Source organism: Paenibacillus sp. FSL H8-0104, assembly GCF_038050215.1.
GTDB lineage: Bacteria > Bacillota > Bacilli > Paenibacillales > Paenibacillaceae > Paenibacillus > Paenibacillus amylolyticus.
Genome location: NZ_JBBOTC010000001.1, coordinates 4,313,193 through 4,330,075, shown reverse-complemented (window position 1 = coordinate 4,330,075; position 16,883 = coordinate 4,313,193). Strand labels below are relative to the sequence as shown.

Below are 16,883 nucleotides of genomic sequence, written 5' to 3'. Positions count from 1 at the left end.
CATTCAGGACATTGATACAGGAGGTGAAAAACAAATGAACAAATCAGACTTGATTACACACGTATCTGAAGCGACTGAATTGTCCAAGAAAGATGTAACGAAAGCGGTTGATGCCGTATTCGAAGCAATCTCTGAGGCTCTTCAAAGCGGAGATAAAGTACAATTGGTTGGTTTTGGGAACTTCGAAGTTCGCGAGCGCTCTGCACGTAAAGGACGCAACCCGCAAACAGGTGAAGAAATCGAAATTCCTGCGAGCAAAATTCCTGCATTCAAACCAGGTAAAGCGCTCAAAGACGGAATTAAATAAGATTTCTACATATTCCATATGTCGACAAAAAGACCGTGACTTGTTCACGGCCTTTTCTTTTGCCCTTTAACGATGATTCTTGCGGTTCATTCGTATAAGGCGCAGGTTGACAAATGAAACAATCTTAATCATCATTAACGCTATCGAACTAAAGAAGGGGACATGCGTGATGGATCATCCAACCGGCAATGATTATATTGTAATTAAGGCAGAGGAAAATGGTGTCCAGGTGATCGGATTAACCCGAGGTCAGGATACACGTTTTCACCACACCGAGAAATTGGACAAGGGTGAAGTGATGTTTGCCCAATTTACCACCCATACTTCAGCTATTAAAATCCGGGGCAAAGCCACGCTGATTACCAAGCATGGACAGATTGAATCGGAGTAATGGACAGATTGAATACATTCAAATGAAGATTGCAGGCATAGCCTGCTTTTTTTCATTGTACAATGAGGTATGAGCCTTTACCGGACAGACTACACTAACAGGTAAAGGCAGGGAGGCGTATATGAAACCGCGGATGATTGTTACTGCTTCAATGCTGGCAACGGTTGCGGCGGTCTTTCTGCTTGTTGCGATACAAACCTTACATATGCGTACATGGGGCGGGGACAACGTACAGCCTGCCTCTGCATCACATCATCCAGTTCAGCTAACGAATGACAATCTGGTTGATGTGCTAAGCTCCATGCAACTATCAACGCCCATTGCAAGAGTGGAATGGAAACAGTCCATTTTGACACTGGACCTCAAAGTTAAAGGCACGGGTACAAGTTACACTGAAATCTATGAGAACATGGCAGCTGTGGCGGATCTTGGCTTTCGGAGTCTGGATAACGTGGATCAGGTGCTGCTGCGTGTGATGGCAGAAGATGAATGGATGCATAAACGACATCTGTTACTTGCTGCTGATATTCGGCGTGGAGAGTGGCCTCTGTATGCGATTGAAACATTACGGAACTGGAAAAGTGCGGCCTTTTCAGATGAATTGAAGGACTGGTTTCATTTGATGGAGACCGAACTGTGGAAGAAGCAATTCGAAATGACAAGTCAGGGGTAATAGAATAGCAGGATTCAGTGCGTGCCCGTTCAACATATGCTATAATATATAAGATTGTAGTGCAGAAAAGGTTTAACAATGTTAAGGCTCGGAGGCTGAGAATGAATTCATATCGCGTACCCCAACTAGCAAAGAAATATACAGATTACGACATGATTCGACAACATACGGAAATCCCATCATTTCCGGATAGCCGAGCACGTCTGTTGCAGGTATTTGTGGGCCGCACAGACGAAAAGGTGCATCAAGAGTTATATGCTCTTGCAACTTCGCTCGTTCAGTTGGCCATGGATACGCATGATCGAATCGATACCATTTCCGGTGAGCGGAAAGAGCAGGAGATGCGTTCACGTCAGTTGAATGTACTCGCCGGGGATTATTTAAGTAGCCGTTTTTATCAATTGCTTGCCCAAGCGGGCAGAATTGAAATGATTGGCAAACTCAGTGGTGCTGTATCCGGAGTGAACGCACGCAAGATGACGCTGTATGAACGGATGAAGAAGCTTCTCGTTTCGGCTGACGAATACTTGCGTGAAACGGTACAGCTGAGAATGCAGCTGTTTCTTTCATTTACAGGCATGATTCAACATAAGGAAGAGTCATTATGGAACAGCCTGTTGACCGAATTCAGCTCCTGCGAAACGATCGTGGAAGAACTGAAGCGGATGAATGACCAACAACAATATCTTCACAGCTATGCATACTGGCACATATACGAGCATGGTAATGACGATGAGCGCAATGTGTTGCGTCAATCTGAATTGGATGCACGTGCATGGAACGCTATGGTGCTGAAGCATAGGGTTGGCGAGGTTTTGCTGGACAAGCTTCGCGAGTGTACACACCGCATTCAACTGTTGTTGCAAGATGAGGAAGGGCGGATGGGCTTGCATGAGATACATGCAATTCTAGAGCCTTACTTGGCATATTTGCAGCCTTCACATGCGGCAGTAAGGGAAGATTGAGGGGGAGACAGACGAATGGGGAGCGGAGAGACCAAACCGAAAGAAGAATATGTCCATTCGGTTTTTCAGAGTATAGCCGGAAAATATGATGTCATGAATGATATTTTAAGTTTCCGCAGGCATAAGGCTTGGCGTAAATTCACCATGAAAAAGATGAATATGTCCAAAGGCGATACCGGTCTTGATTTGTGCTGCGGCACATGTGACTGGACGCTTGCTATGGCAGAGGCAAGTGAAACGGGGCACATGCACGGACTTGATTTCAGTAGCAACATGCTGGAGGTCGGCCAGACAAAGATCAATGCGGTGCAACGTCAAAAACAGATTACCCTGACACAGGGAAATGCCATGTCACTTCCTTTTGAAGACAATTCGTTTGATTATGTGACGATCGGGTTTGGGTTGCGTAATGTACCTGATCTCAGACAAGTGTTGTCTGAAATGAAACGTGTGGTCAAACCGGGTGGTATGGTTGTGTGCCTGGAATTGTCCAAGCCAACATGGCAGCCGTTCAAAGGCATTTATTATTTTTATTTTGAGAAGGTTTTACCGAATCTTGCCAAAGTGTTTGCTAAAAGTTTTGAGCAGTACAAATGGCTGCCGGACTCACTGGCCATTTTCCCGGGAAGGCAGGAACTGGCAGACATTTTTGCAGAAACTGGATTACAACAAGTGCAGGCCTACCCTCTGACCGGAGGTATCGCGGCACTGCATATTGGAACCAAGGAGAATCAGCATGTTTAGGAAAATTCGCATCTTTTTAGAAATGATCAAGATTGAACACACGCTTTTTGCTTTACCTTTTGCATTTATGGGGGCGATCCTCGGCTCCATGGTAGTGAATGATACCTTCCCAAGCTGGATGCAGATCATGTGGGTATTGCTTGCGATGATCGGTGCACGTAGTGCGGCTTTTGGTTTGAACCGAATTATTGACCAAGCGATTGATGGCAAAAACCCGCGTACCGCGATGAGAGCCATCCCGGCAGGACTGTTGAAAAATGGGGAAGTTGTTATATTTGTCATTATCTCATTTATATTGTTATTCTGGGCCTCATCCAATCTTAATGTATTATCGATGCAGCTGTTGCCTATAGCTGTGTTTATGTTGGTACTGTATTCGTACACCAAACGATTCACATGGTTATGCCACATTGTTCTCGGAATGACGATTGGTTTGGCACCACTTGGTGGCTGGGTAGCAGTAACAGGAACGATGGATTGGACAGCGATTGTGCTGTACGTTACGATTGTGTTCTGGACAGCGGGCTTTGATATTATCTATGCATGTCAGGATCTGGAATTTGATCAGGGAGAGGGTCTTCACTCCATACCTTCCCGTTTTGGCCTGGTTAAATCCTTGCAGATCGCTAAGTTCTTCCATGTGATTACTGCAATTGGTTTTCTTGCGTTATTGTTGATGACAGATCTGAGCTGGTGGTATGGCGCAGGCATGTTGGTGACGTATGGAATTCTGTTCTATCAACACTATATTGTATCGCCTAATGATATGAGCCGTGTTCAAACGGCATTTTTTACCATGAACAGTTTGCTTAGTTTAATTGTGTTTACGTTCACTCTGATTGATCTGGCGGTGAAATAAATGGTGCAGCAGCCGGACAATAAACGACTGGTTGTCGGAATTACCGGAGCGAGTGGCAGCATATATGGCATTCGATTAATTGAAACGCTGCTTGATTTGGAATATAACGTTCATCTGGTCATATCCAATGCAGGGTGGCGTGTACTGAAAGAAGAATTGGACTGGGATGTGACGAATCGGGACGCGGTGCTGGAAGAAAAATTCGGCAACCGTGCCGGTTCTCTGATCTATCATCCTGTGAGTGATATAGGGGCCTCCATTGCAAGTGGTTCTTATCTGGCCGACGGCATGATTATCATGCCATGTTCGATGGGAACTCTTTCGTCCATCGCGCAGGGATCGTCGGATAATCTGATGTCTCGCGCAGCGGATGTTATGATGAAAGAGGGAAGAACATTGATTCTCGTACCACGTGAGACGCCTCTTCATGCAATCCATCTGGAGAACATGCTGAAGCTTTCTCGTCTTGGTGTACGAATGATACCGGCTATGCCTGCTTTTTATTACAAACCTCAGACTATGGATGAGTTGATTCTGTTTTTAGTGGGTAAAGTGCTGGATAGCTTGCGCATCCCACATCAACTGTTTACAAGATGGGGAGAACCGGATGAACGGGGATAACGACTGAGTTCGATACAAGGCTGTTTTTTGCCAAAGTGTTGCTCGGTTTATTTGTCCCCCGAATCCCGGGGTATTGGTGAGCACTGATGGTGAGTCTTCATGAACCACAGTCTTGACCCATGCTCCGGCAACTTCTGTATTTTGTTTCAGAACAAGTCGCAGAGTTTAATTTTCGGGTGTTGGCTATGACATTCGGAGAAGAAAAACACGTTAGATTACCTTATAGAACAACACAAGCAAGAACGGTAAGCCGGGTTTCTCGTAATGCCTGCAGGCCCGACTTGCTGGAGGGGAAGGTAAGCATGAATTTATGGACTGACAATACGCTGATACGGGTGAACGAATGAAACTATTGGATATTTTCGGGTTGTTAAAAAAGGACATGGATTACATTGAGAAAGAGTTGTATCGCAGTGTTCGAGGAGAACAGAAGCTGCTGAGTGAAACGTCACTTCATTTGCTCAAAGCAGGAGGAAAACGGTTGCGGCCCGTTTTTGTGTTACTTGGTGGGAAATTTGGTACATACGACATTGAACGTCTGAAGCTGGTTGCGGTTCCGCTGGAACTCATCCATTCGGCATCCCTCGTTCATGATGATGTCATTGATAATGCGGAGACACGCCGAGGCAAACCCACGGTGAAGTCAAAATGGGATAACCGGATTGCCATGTACACTGGAGACTATATCTACGGTAAGGCACTTGAAATGACTGCCGGATTATCCGATCCAGCGATTCATCGTATTCTTGCCAAAGCTATGGTACAAATGTCCATTGGTGAGATGGAGCAAATTCGCGACTTTTTCAATACGGGACAAAGTGTTCGTAACTATCTGCTGCGGATTCGCCGCAAAACAGCACTTCTGATTGCAGTTAGCTGTCAGTTAGGGGCATTGGCTACACGTGCGCCTGAGCATGTATCTTCCCTGCTGTATACGTACGGATACAATGTGGGGATGGCCTTCCAGATTCAAGATGATGTACTTGATCTGGTAGGTACCGAGAAACAACTTGGGAAGCCACCTGGCAGTGACATGAAGCAAGGAAATATTACTCTTCCTGTACTTTATGCCCTGGAAGAATCCGATCTGCGGGAACCTTTGCTTAAGGAGATTTCCCGTGTCCAGCATGAAGAAGGACGGGCAAGTGCATCGGATGCAATTGGAATGATTCGACAAAGTCAAGGAATTGCTAAAGCAGAAGCCCTTGCTGACCGATATATGAAGAAAGCGCTCGATGCTCTCGATCAGCTACCTAACATCAAGACGACCAAAAACCTGCGTGATATCGCTCATTTTGTGGTTAAACGTACGCATTAAACAATGTATGACCTTCGACTCTCAGATTACTCATACCCAAAGTTGAACAGAACTGTGAGATTCCTCATTGGGAGGATTTGGACATGTATGTTACAATCAGAGGGATTGCGTTTACATAGTGATTAACTTTGAACCGTGAGTGAGGAGTGAGCTGATGGATCGTACATTTTTGATGGTGAAGCCGGATGGTGTGCAGCGTGGATTGATCGGTCGAATTATTAGCCGTCTGGAAGACAAAGGATTTAAGTTGGTGGCAGGCAAATTGGTGCAGATGTCTGAGGATCAGGCAAAACGCCATTATGCTGAACATGAGGGTAAACCATTTTTCGATGATCTGGTTCGTTTTATCACATCTGGGCCTGTATTTGCCATGGTGTGGGAAGGCGACGATATTGTGGCGCTTGCGCGCATCGTCATCGGAAAAACCAATGTGAAGGAAGCAGCTCCGGGTACCATTCGCGGAGACTTCGCCAGCCACACACCACATAATCTGATTCATGGGGCAGATTCACCGGAAAGTGCTTCCCGTGAAGCAGCAAATTTCTTTGCTTCAGATGAACTGGTGGTATACGACAAGAGCATCGCAGCCTGGTTGTAATTATTAGCCAAAAGGGTGATACACGATGCTGGAGCAAGAACAACTACTAGACCCGGATTACACCGGATTCATTCGTAAAATCAAAGAGAGCACAGGCATTGATCTTGCTCAATACAAGGAAGGCCAGATGAAAAGAAGGCTGACCACACTTCGCAACAAAAACGGGTTTCATACATTTTCTAACTTTTTTGAAGCTATGCAGAAAGATAAATCATTGTTTTACGAATTCCTTGATCGTATGACGATTAACGTGTCGGAATTCTGGCGTAATCCCAATCGTTGGGAAGTGCTGCGGGACGAGATCCTGCCTGAGCTGCTGGGGTCCAAGCGTCGTGCTAAAGTTTGGAGTGCGGCCTGTTCAACAGGTGAAGAACCTTATACACTTGCCATGATTTTGGACACGATGGGCATTTTGAAGGACAGCTCCATTACGGCAAGTGATCTGGATGAAGGTGCATTGGCCAAAGCCAAGGAAGGGCGTTATATGGAACGCTCGCTTAAGGATGTGCCAAAGGAAACGGCGAACCGTTACTTCAAGCAGGATGGCTTGGTATACCGTATTGATGAGCAACTCAAAAATTCGATCAAGTTCATGAAACAAAATTTGCTGGTGGACCGTTTTGACGATGGGTACGATCTGATTGTGTGCCGAAATGTCATGATCTATTTTACCGAGGAAGCCAAAAACCTGTTGTATCACAAATTTGCAGCAAGTTTGCGTCCAGGCGGTATTTTGTTTGTGGGCAGTACGGAGCAGATCTTCTCCCCGGGACAATATGGTCTGGAGACAGCAGAGACATTCTTCTATCGGAAAAAATAATGATAATGGTTGTTCAGCCGTCTGAAGCACATGTACATGTGTTCAGGCGGTTATTTGTATACCAAGTACAAGAAAGAGCCGACTTTCTTGTCAAAGCCGGTCAGCTATACTATAATAAGCAAAGAAATTATGGGATTTTAGCAATGTGAAGTTTAACAGTTTAAAGGGGGAACGTATTATGAGTTTACGCTATTTAACCGCAGGGGAGACGCACGGACCCCAATTGACCGCTATTATTGAAGGATTGCCAAGTAATTTGACGATTGATTTTGAAGAACTGAATTTCCAGCTTCACCGCCGCCAAAAGGGATATGGCCGTGGACGCCGGATGCAGATTGAGAAGGATCAGGCGAATTTCGTTGGTGGTATCCGTCACGGATATACAACAGGTGCTCCGGTAGCGCTGGTTGTTCAAAATAACGACTGGAAACATTGGCAGAATATTATGAATATTGAGCCGATTGAAGGCAGTGACGAAGAGAAACGTCGCGTTCATCGTCCACGTCCCGGACACGCTGATCTGAACGGTGGACTCAAGTATAATCTTAAAGACTTGCGTAACGTACTGGAGCGCTCCAGTGCACGTGAGACAACGGTACGTGTGGCATGTGGTGCCATTGCTCGTCAATTCCTGGCTGAATTCGGAATCAAGGTAGCTGGACGTGTACTTCGCATTGGAGAGATCGAAGCTCCATATCAGGACCTTCCGATTGATGAACTGATCGCAGTGACAGAAGCTTCCTCTGTACGTGTTACGGATGCTGAGACAGAGAAGAAGATGGAAGCCTACATCGACCAGATTAAACAAGAAGGCGATTCCATCGGAGGAATAGTGGAATGTATCGTTGAAGGTGTACCTATTGGTCTGGGTAGTTATGTTCAATACGATCGCAAACTGGATGCACGAATCGCTCAAGGCGTAATGTCCATTAATGCATTCAAAGGTGTAGAGATTGGTATCGGATTCGAAGCCGGAGTCATTCGAGGATCACAGGTGCATGATGAAATCATGCATACGGATGAGCGCGGCTACCACCGGGCAACCAACCGTCTGGGTGGATTCGAAGGTGGTATGACAAACGGTATGCCAGTCGTTGTACGTGGTGTGATGAAGCCGATCCCAACGTTGTATAAGCCACTGCAAAGTGTCGATATTGATACAAAAGAAGCATTTACGGCTCAGGTTGAGCGCTCGGACGCTTGTGCTGTACCAGCAGCGAGTGTGGTTATGGAGCATGTTGTAGCGTGGGAAATTGCCAAAGCATTCCTGGAGAAATTCGGCGGGGATTCCATGGAAGAGATCCGTGCTAATGTTGCTAGTTATAATGCTCAACTGGAGAATTACTAATATGCGTCAGCTGACGGTACAGTTGGAGGAACGCTCATATCCGATTCTGATTGGCAGCGGTCTATTGGCACAAGCCCCTCAATATTTTGAGCAATATGGGTTGACCAAAAAAAGTCCGTTGCTCATCATTACAGATGAAAATGTGGCTCCCAAATACTTGTCAGGTTTGGAGCAAACGCTGCGTACGGCTGGTTATACAGTCGTATCGGCGGTTGTACCCTCTGGTGAAACGTCGAAATCCCTTTCGGTGTACCAGGATATGATGACCGTTGCGATCGAAGGCAAACTGGATCGGAGTTCTGCGATTCTGGCCTTAGGTGGTGGTGTCGTAGGTGATCTGGCTGGTTTTGTTGCCGCTACATATATGCGTGGAATCAAGTTTGTTCAAGTACCTACAACGATTTTGGCGCATGACAGCAGTGTAGGCGGCAAGGTGGCTGTCAATCATCCGCTGGCCAAAAATATGATTGGTGCATTCCACCAGCCCGAGCTAGTGCTCTATGATGTGGACACACTTCAATCCTTGCCGCCACGAGATGTATCGGCAGGGTTGTCAGAGATGCTGAAGCACGGGCTGATCCGTGATGAGGCTTTTGCACATTGGTGTGAGGAACATGCGGAAGAACTGCTTGCGCTTAATCCGGAAGCACTTGGATACGGCTTGGAACGTGGATGTGGCATTAAGGCAGAGATTGTATCCAGAGACGAACGTGAAAATGGAGAACGTGCGTTGTTGAACCTGGGACATACGATTGGTCATGCCATTGAAGCGATTGCCGGTTATGGAGAATTCCTGCACGGAGAAGCGATCTCGATCGGTATGGCTGGATCAGCATTGCTTGGTGAGAAGCTTGGTGCGCCAGCAGGGCTCTATGAAGATACGGTCCGCATGTTGCGTTCACTTCGCCTTCCAACAACGATGCCTGCGCATCTCGACACGGATGCATTAATGGAAGCGATGATGCATGACAAAAAGTTCCGTGAAGGTCATATGGTGTTTATCATTCCTGATCGGATTGGAGCTGCAAGAATTGTGAAGGACGTACCTGTGTCGGAAGTTCGGGACGTCATTGAAATGCTCAGGAAGGGAGAATAACAGCAATGGTCACACGGGGAATTCGCGGGGCTACAACAGTCACGCAGAACAACGAAGAACAGATTTTGAAGGAAACGGCTGTATTGTTGCAGGAGATCGTGGATCGCAATGAGATCCAACCGGAAGATATCTGCAGTGTGTGGATTACGTTAACTGGGGATCTGGATGCTGCTTTCCCGGCAAAAGCTATTCGTCAACTGGATGGTTGGGAACTCGTACCACTAATGTGTGCACTGGAGGTTCCTGTTAAAGGTGCCTTGGCGCAGTGCATTCGTTTCATGGTGCATGTGAATACAAACAAAGCTCAGAATGAAATCAACCATGTGTATCTGAACGGTGCACAGGCATTACGTCCCGATTTGGCAGCACCTTCCGGCTCTTAAGTAGTGGGTTGTCAAACCGATCATAATGATGTATAGTGAGAACCAGTTGAGTAGAGTTGAGATTGAGCTGAGAGCAGCTGAGCTAGTGGAGTATATAGCAGAGTCCAGTGGGTGGTAACCGGGGCAACAGAAACCGGTCAACTGATTCACGGTACGTCGTGCTACGGAATAGGTAACAGGAATAGGGAAAACAAACGTGTCATAGGACATCTTTTGTTTTGATATATTTTGGTACAAACACAATCAATGCACTCTCCTATATTTTACGTAATATTGGAATGAGTAGTTGAAGTGTTATAACTAATTTATTTTCCCGATTTGGATGATGTGAGATGCATCAATTCAGCGACCTGTGAATAATCCGACAGCGAAGTATAGGGACTTGTTATTTATGAAGCATCACCCTGTTAAATACAGCTTATAACCAAACCTCTACCTGATGGTAGAGGTTTTTTTGTACATATAACCTTTTCTTCTACCTAAATCTGAAAGGACGTGATCTGATGATAACGCCAAACGTTAATCAAGTACTGAAAATGTCGAATGAGTATAATCTGATTCCGGTAGTCAAACGGATTCTGGCAGATATGGAGACTCCGATTCGAATATTCCGCCGTTATGCTGACAACGACCGGGCATTCCTGTTGGAAAGTGTAGAGGGCGGTATCCAATGGGCGAGATACTCGTTCATCGGTACAGATCCGTTCCTGATGATTTCGGCCAAGAAAGGCCGGATTGTTGTAGAAGAAGCAGGGAAAACCCGTGAATTGCCAGGCAAACCGATCGAAGAACTGAAAGCACTGCTGCGTAAGTACCGCAGTCCAAAAGATGATGAACTGCCACCATTCACAGGTGGGGCAATTGGTTTCTTCGGATATGACCTGCTGTCCTATTATGAGAAGCTTCCAGCCCACGCGCTGGATGACCTGAATATGGATGACATTCGCTTTATGTTCTGTGACCAGATTATCGTCTTTGACCATGTGAAGCAGCAGATGTTGCTCGTTGGTAATGTACACGTCAAGGACGGTGCAACGGATGATGAGATACGCCAAGCGTATGCAGTGACTTCGGAGAAGCTGGAGCAGGCGGCAGAACGTTTGCAGCAGCAAGGACCAGGAGAGAACCTGAATCCGCGTTCCATTCCGGGAGACGTGGAACTGGGGGATATTCGCTCCAACCTCACGAAAGAGCAGTTTATCGGTAATGTGGAGCAAGCCAAAGATTACATTCGCGCAGGTGATATTTTTCAAGTGGTATTATCCCAGCGTTTCCACATTGATACGGAAGTTTCTCCGCTTCACGTGTATCGTGTGCTTCGGACCCTGAATCCATCACCTTATATGTACTACCTCAAAATGGATGATGAGATTATCGTGGGTACTTCGCCAGAAGCGCTGGTCAAGGTGGACGGGAATCGTGTGGAGACACGACCGATTGCAGGTACACGTCCAAGAGGGGCAACAGAAGCGGAAGATCGTGCACTCGCTGCTGATCTGCTCCAGGATGAGAAGGAACGCGCGGAGCATCTGATGCTGGTTGATCTGGGGCGTAACGATCTGGGCCGGGTATCCAGTTTCGGCAGTGTGAAGTGTGACATGTTCATGGAGATTGAACGGTATTCTCACGTTATGCACATGGTATCCAACGTTACGGGCGAGCTTAGAGAAGATAAGGATTTCTTCGATGCATTCCTCTCTTGCTTGCCAGCGGGTACTGTATCCGGAGCACCGAAACTGCGTGCAATGGAGATTATCGCGGAACTGGAGAAAGAGGCACGTGGAGCTTATGCAGGAGCAATCGGATACCTTGGTTTCTCGGGTAACATGGACTCCTGTATTACGATTCGTACGATTATTTTTAAAAAAGGAAAAGCGTATGTACAGGCCGGAGCGGGAATCGTATGGGATTCTGTGCCTGAGAATGAATATGAGGAAACGGTTAACAAAGCTAAAGCATTGCTCAAGGCGATTCGAACAGCAGAAGCAATGTTTCCTGCCAAAGAAAAGGACAGCACGTTGAGACTGGCGAATGCAGACTACTTTGTCACACCAGCGGCCGCTAAGAACTGAGAGAGGAGAGACCGGAGATGAACATAAACCCAATAATGAATGAGAACCCTGTAACCCCTATTGCTGAGATTACTCGTGAGGAAGGCATGAAAAATGGCCTGGCGAAGATTCTAGAGGGCAGCCATCTGGAGCAAGCCGAAGCAAGAGATTTGATGTACTCGATCATGAGAGGTGAGGCAACGCCGGCTCAAATCGGAGGTTTGCTGATGGCGCTACGGATGAAGGGTGAAACGGTAGATGAGATCACCGGTTTTGCTGAAGCCATGCGTGGTCAGGGCGGACGAATTCTAACGGATGGCAGCGGCTTGCTGGACACTTGTGGAACAGGTGGATCGGGTATTCACAAATTCAACATTTCCACAGCATCCGCCATCATTGCTTCGGCCGTCTCGGTTCGGGTCGCCAAACATGGCAACCGTTCAGCTTCAGGCAAAGCGGGTAGTGCAGATGTATTAGAGGCACTGGGTGTAAATATCCATCTGAACGGTGAGCAGGCCAGACAATGTCTGGATGATATCGGAATCTGCTTCTGTTTTGCCCAAGTATATCACCCTTCCATGCGACATGCGGCAGGACCAAGAAAAGAGCTGGGGGTTCGTACCATTTTCAATATGCTCGGACCGTTAACGAATCCTGCGGGAGCAGATCGCCAATTGCTTGGCCTGTATGATCGTTCCCGGACGCCGATGATTGCTGAAGTACTGAATCGTCTTGGTCTCAAAAGAGCGTTGGTTGTGGCCAGCCATGATGGTCTGGATGAAATCAGTATCTCGGCACCAACTCAGGTGTCTGAACTTCGCAATGGTGAAGTGCACACCTATGATATTGATCCACGTGATATGGGTTTGTCTCTGCACCCGCTTGAAGCGGTACTTGGAGGAGATGCGGCACAGAATGCCGAAATTATTAAGAGGATCTTCCAGGGTGAGCAGAGTGCCTACCGCGATGTCGTTCTGTTGAACGCCGGAGCGTGCATCTATGTATCCGGTCTTGCAGATAGCATTGCTGAAGGGGTGACACTTGCCGCAGAAGCGGTAGATTCGGGCAAAGCTGCCGGGAAGCTTGAACAGTTAATTCATACAACGGAGGCGTATAGTCATGTATCTTGATCGAATCGTTGCAACCAAACATAAAGAAGTTGAAGTTCTTGCACAGACATTTCGCATGGATGAAGCTATCCAAAAAATCGAACAACTACCCGCAACTCGGGGGTTTGAACAAGCACTATCGAGCGGACGCAATCGCAAACTCGGCCTTATTGCTGAAGTGAAGAAGGCTTCGCCATCCAAAGGGTTAATTCGTCCGGATTTTCATCCGGTAGAGATTGCTGCTGCTTATGAGCGAGCGGGTGCAGACTGCATCTCCGTATTAACAGATGTGTCGTATTTTCAAGGCAGCAACGAGTACTTGCAGGCTATCCATCAAGCAGTGAACATTCCGCTATTACGCAAGGATTTTATTATAGATGAACGACAGATTGCCGAGGCAAGATTACTGGGTGCGGATGCGATACTGTTGATTGCCAGCATTCTGACACCTGAACAGATTCGTCAATATCTGGAATTTGCCAAAAGTTTGGGGCTGGATGCCTTGATTGAAGTCCATGATCGAACAGAACTGGAGCAGGTATTGGAGATTCCGCAGGCAACACTAGTGGGCATCAACAATCGTAATTTGAAAACATTCGAAACCAGTCTGAACACGACACTGGATTTGATGGAATTGATTCCAAGCGGCGTTACCTTGATTAGCGAAAGTGGTATTGACGGACCAGAATCAACAGTCCCTCTGATTCAGGCAGGTGTTCATGGTATTCTCGTAGGTGAGCATCTCATGCGCAAGGATGATGTCGAGGCGGCTGTATATGATCTGATGGGACCAAAATGATGAATACTTCCATACACGATGGCACAGGCGACAGTATGTCAGAACTGAGAAACCCGCTGCCAGCGTCCGTAAAAATATGTGGACTTCAGGACGTTGAAGTGCTAAAATCGATGATAAACTTGCCTGTGGATTACATTGGTGTTGTTTTTGCCAAATCACGCCGCCGAATCGAACCCGAGCAGGCTGCTGCATTAAGAACGGTGTTGTTCGAATGGTCTACCTATGATCGGCCGAAGCTTGCGGGTGTATTTGTGAATCCTACGCTCGAAGAACTGGAACACATTATGGACATTGCTCAGCTGGATGTTATTCAACTGCATGGACAGGAGACTGCGGAATTTTGCCAGCAGGTGAAGCAGCGGTGGAATGTCGCAGTGTTCAAAGTTTTTTCTTTTCCCAAAGATGAAACGGGACCGGAAGCTGATGATGCAGCCATAAGGGCTCTTGATACTTATGATAAATTCGTGGATGCGATATTGCTCGATACCCATGATCCTCTATATGGAGGGGGCTCCGGGAAAACGTTTGCCTGGGAGCGAATCCCTGCCTATGCTGAATGGGCGAAAAGTCGCGAAATTGCTCTGTTCGTTGCAGGAGGTTTGCAGCCGGACAATGTACAACAACTAATACAGACATATGCACCTTTCGGCGTCGATGTATCCAGCGGCGTGGAGACTGAAGGTGTGAAGGATATTGCCAAAATTACAGCATTCGTAGAAAGGGTGAAGCAGGCATGACACATCAATTGCCGGATCAACACGGGCGTTTCGGTCACTTCGGAGGCCGCTTTGTACCTGAGACACTAATGAACGCACTTATTGAGTTGGAGGAGGCATACAGCCACTTCTCTGAAGATGAGGAATTTAACAAGGAACTGAACTATCTGCTAAGCGAGTATTCTGGACGTGAAACGCCATTGTATCATGCAGAGCAATTGTCACGCCGATTGGGCGGACCGAAAATTTATCTAAAACGTGAAGATCTCAATCATACAGGCGCGCACAAAATTAATAACGCCATTGGACAAGGTTTGCTTGCCAAACGGATGGGCAAAAAGAAAGTTATTGCCGAGACGGGTGCAGGTCAACATGGCGTTGCGACCGCAACCGTAGCCGCATTGCTTGGACTGGAATGCAAAGTATTTATGGGCGAAGAAGATACAGAGCGTCAGCAGTTAAACGTATTTCGGATGAAGCTGCTCGGAGCAGAAGTGATTCCGGTGACGTCTGGAACACGGACACTGAAGGATGCTGGTAATGAAGCACTTCGCTACTGGGTCAGCAATGTGGAGGATACATTCTATGTGCTCGGATCAGTCGTTGGTCCTCATCCATATCCGATGATGGTGCGGAATTTCCAACGTGTGATTGGTGATGAGACCCGTCGTCAGATTCAGGAGATCGAAGGGCGTTTGCCGGATGTAATTGTAGCCGCTGTTGGTGGAGGAAGTAATGCGATCGGTATGTTCTATCCATTTATCGGTGATCAGGATGTGAAACTTGTTGGTGTTGAAGCCGCAGGCAAAGGGGTCGAAACCGAGTATCACGCTGCAACGATGACCAAAGGCACGCATGGTGTATTCCAGGGATCTATGAGTTACCTGTTGCAGGATGAGTATGGACAGGTTCAGCCAGCGCATTCCATCTCGGCCGGACTTGATTATCCGGGTGTTGGTCCAGAGCATTCCTATCTCAAGGATATTGAACGGGCAAAATATGTACCGATCACGGATCAGGAAGCACTGGATGCCCTGCAACTCCTATGTCGGACGGAGGGAATCATTCCTGCTCTGGAGTCTGCACATGCGGTTGCCCAAGTTGTCAAACTGGCGCCTGAACTTACAGCAAATGATATTGTAGTCATTTGTCTGTCGGGACGTGGAGACAAGGATGTTGAATCCATCATGAAATACACGGGAGGTGACTTGGGATGAATCTGATGGACCAGACCTTCCAGCAATTGAAGGAACAGAATCGTACGGCACTTATTCCATTCTTAACCGTGGGAGACCCGGATGTGGACACAACGATTGATATCATCAAGGAGCTTGAACAGGCTGGAGCGGATATTTTGGAACTGGGTGTTCCCTATTCCGATCCGCTTGCAGATGGCCCAGTCATTCAGCGCGCTTCCGAACGTGCGCTGAAAAGCCAGATTACCATTCGTACTGTTATGGAAACCGCTGCAAAAGCTCGTAAGGCAGGTGTGAAACTGCCGTTTGTACTGTTCACCTATTATAATCCGGTATTGCAGACAGGCCTGGATGTATTCTTTGATGAATTGGTCAAACACGATATTAGTGGCATGATCATTCCGGACCTGCCGATTGAGGAAGCGGAAGAGATGCGAGAACGCGCAAATCGTGCTGGTGTGCATCTGGTGCCGCTTGTTGCACCTACATCTAATGCCCGGATTGAGCGGATTGTAACGGGCGCGAGGGGCTTTATCTATTGTGTATCATCCCTTGGGGTAACCGGAGAGAGAGCTTCTTTCTTTGATGGCGTAGAGAGCTTTATTGAGACGGTGAAAAGTCTGACAGACCTCCCTGTTGCGGTGGGTTTTGGTATCTCTAGTCATGAGCAGGTAGCACATTTCTCCCGCATCTGCGATGGCGTTGTTGTAGGTAGTGCCATTGTTCGTCAGGTGGAAGATGCGATTCCTCTGCTTGAAAATCCGGATACGCGTGTAGCGGGACTGTTGCAAATTCGCAACTTTGTGGCACAATTAAAGGGATAGAGATGTCCTGAAAGGACATCTTTTGGACACGTAAGGTGCACGCTGATTCGTGTCTAACATTATTT

At 47.1% G+C, this 16,883-nt stretch carries 19 protein-coding genes; all 19 read left to right on the top strand.

Annotated elements, in window-relative coordinates:
* Positions 1–34: 34 nt before the first annotated feature.
* The 19 genes from NST38_RS19210 (at position 35) to trpA (ending at position 16,818) form a co-directional block, all read left to right on the top strand.
* Positions 35–307 carry an HU family DNA-binding protein gene (locus tag NST38_RS19210; RefSeq protein WP_024630670.1) on the top strand — a complete coding sequence of 91 codons (273 nt, stop codon included), beginning with the start codon at positions 35–37 and terminating at the stop codon, positions 305–307.
* 169 nt (positions 308–476) lie between these two features.
* Positions 477–698, top strand: a complete 222-nt coding sequence (gene mtrB, locus NST38_RS19205) for a trp RNA-binding attenuation protein MtrB (protein WP_017687697.1) — start codon at positions 477–479, stop codon at positions 696–698.
* A gap of 121 nt (positions 699–819) precedes the next feature.
* Positions 820–1,371 carry a hypothetical protein gene (locus tag NST38_RS19200; RefSeq protein ID WP_076209915.1) on the top strand — a complete coding sequence of 184 codons (552 nt, stop codon included), beginning with the start codon at positions 820–822 and terminating at the stop codon, positions 1,369–1,371.
* A gap of 101 nt (positions 1,372–1,472) precedes the next feature.
* Complete coding sequence (locus NST38_RS19195) at positions 1,473–2,336, top strand: heptaprenyl diphosphate synthase component 1 (protein WP_076250001.1); 864 nt, start codon at positions 1,473–1,475, stop codon at positions 2,334–2,336.
* Between the two features lie 15 nt (positions 2,337–2,351).
* Positions 2,352–3,080, top strand: a complete 729-nt coding sequence (locus NST38_RS19190) for a demethylmenaquinone methyltransferase (RefSeq protein ID WP_036607690.1) — start codon at positions 2,352–2,354, stop codon at positions 3,078–3,080.
* Complete coding sequence (locus NST38_RS19185) at positions 3,073–3,939, top strand: UbiA-like polyprenyltransferase (protein ID WP_076250002.1); 867 nt, start codon at positions 3,073–3,075, stop codon at positions 3,937–3,939. The genes NST38_RS19190 and NST38_RS19185 overlap by 8 nt, the downstream gene beginning before the upstream one ends.
* Positions 3,940–4,560 carry a UbiX family flavin prenyltransferase gene (locus tag NST38_RS19180; RefSeq protein WP_017687702.1) on the top strand — a complete coding sequence of 207 codons (621 nt, stop codon included), beginning with the start codon at positions 3,940–3,942 and terminating at the stop codon, positions 4,558–4,560.
* Between the two features lie 343 nt (positions 4,561–4,903).
* Positions 4,904–5,878, top strand: a complete 975-nt coding sequence (locus NST38_RS19175; protein WP_017687703.1) for a polyprenyl synthetase family protein — start codon at positions 4,904–4,906, stop codon at positions 5,876–5,878.
* Between the two features lie 154 nt (positions 5,879–6,032).
* Positions 6,033–6,476 (top strand): nucleoside-diphosphate kinase, encoded by a 444-nt coding sequence (ndk, locus tag NST38_RS19170; protein ID WP_017687704.1) that lies wholly within the window; start codon positions 6,033–6,035, stop codon positions 6,474–6,476.
* Between the two features lie 25 nt (positions 6,477–6,501).
* Positions 6,502–7,296: a CheR family methyltransferase gene (locus NST38_RS19165; RefSeq protein WP_047843560.1), complete on the top strand. Its 795-nt coding sequence runs from the start codon at positions 6,502–6,504 to the stop codon at positions 7,294–7,296.
* A 178-nt stretch (positions 7,297–7,474) separates the two neighbouring features.
* Positions 7,475–8,644 (top strand): chorismate synthase, encoded by a 1,170-nt coding sequence (gene aroC, locus NST38_RS19160; RefSeq protein WP_017687707.1) that lies wholly within the window; start codon positions 7,475–7,477, stop codon positions 8,642–8,644.
* 1 nt (position 8,645) lies between these two features.
* Entirely contained in the window at positions 8,646–9,740 is a 1,095-nt protein-coding gene (gene aroB / locus NST38_RS19155) for a 3-dehydroquinate synthase (protein ID WP_074095641.1), read from the top strand.
* 5 nt (positions 9,741–9,745) lie between these two features.
* Positions 9,746–10,123 carry a chorismate mutase gene (aroH, locus tag NST38_RS19150; RefSeq protein ID WP_047843558.1) on the top strand — a complete coding sequence of 126 codons (378 nt, stop codon included), beginning with the start codon at positions 9,746–9,748 and terminating at the stop codon, positions 10,121–10,123.
* Positions 10,124–10,626: 503 nt separating this feature from the next.
* A complete protein-coding gene (trpE, locus tag NST38_RS19145) occupies positions 10,627–12,195 on the top strand; it encodes an anthranilate synthase component I (protein ID WP_036607674.1) in 1,569 nt (522 codons plus the stop codon).
* Positions 12,196–12,263: 68 nt separating this feature from the next.
* Positions 12,264–13,304 (top strand): anthranilate phosphoribosyltransferase, encoded by a 1,041-nt coding sequence (gene trpD / locus NST38_RS19140; RefSeq protein WP_091034830.1) that lies wholly within the window; start codon positions 12,264–12,266, stop codon positions 13,302–13,304.
* Positions 13,294–14,082: an indole-3-glycerol phosphate synthase TrpC gene (gene trpC, locus NST38_RS19135; protein WP_076250003.1), complete on the top strand. Its 789-nt coding sequence runs from the start codon at positions 13,294–13,296 to the stop codon at positions 14,080–14,082. The genes trpD and trpC overlap by 11 nt, the downstream gene beginning before the upstream one ends.
* A gap of 35 nt (positions 14,083–14,117) precedes the next feature.
* Entirely contained in the window at positions 14,118–14,819 is a 702-nt protein-coding gene (locus NST38_RS19130) for a phosphoribosylanthranilate isomerase (RefSeq protein ID WP_341344267.1), read from the top strand.
* The gene (gene trpB, locus NST38_RS19125; RefSeq protein WP_047843556.1) at positions 14,816–16,015 is read left to right on the top strand and encodes a tryptophan synthase subunit beta; all 1,200 of its coding nucleotides are present in this window, start codon (positions 14,816–14,818) and stop codon (positions 16,013–16,015) included. Before NST38_RS19130 ends, trpB begins: the two co-directional genes overlap by 4 nt.
* On the top strand, positions 16,012–16,818 hold the full coding sequence (gene trpA, locus NST38_RS19120; protein WP_340029067.1) for a tryptophan synthase subunit alpha: 807 nt from the start codon (positions 16,012–16,014) through the stop codon (positions 16,816–16,818). Before trpB ends, trpA begins: the two co-directional genes overlap by 4 nt.
* Positions 16,819–16,883 lie beyond the last annotated feature (65 nt).